1 rRNA gene is annotated in these 210 nt (G+C 50.5%); it reads right to left on the bottom strand.

Annotated elements, in window-relative coordinates:
- Window positions 1–131: 131 nt before the first annotated feature.
- A 16S ribosomal RNA gene (locus GVK32_RS28810) occupies window positions 132–210 on the bottom strand; the annotation flags it as partial.

The raw sequence follows: 210 nt of genomic DNA, 5'->3' as shown, positions 1-210 counted from the left end.
TTACCGCCGTGAAAGGGCGGTGTCCTGGGCCTCTAGACGAAGGGGACACTGAAGTCTCAATCGCAAGACGCCTTGCTATTTACTTTTCATCAGACAATCTGTGTGGACACTACAAAGGCAGGTTCTTCAGGTAAGGAGGTGATCCAACCGCAGGTTCCCCTACGGTTACCTTGTTACGACTTCACCCCAGTCATGAATCACAAAGTGGTA

Origin of the sequence: Klebsiella sp. 18074, from assembly GCF_902705905.1 — a bacterium.
Lineage (GTDB): Bacteria > Pseudomonadota > Gammaproteobacteria > Enterobacterales > Enterobacteriaceae > Klebsiella > Klebsiella terrigena.
Note: the sequence above shows the minus strand (reverse complement) of the source record. Positions and strands in the feature narration are given on the sequence as shown.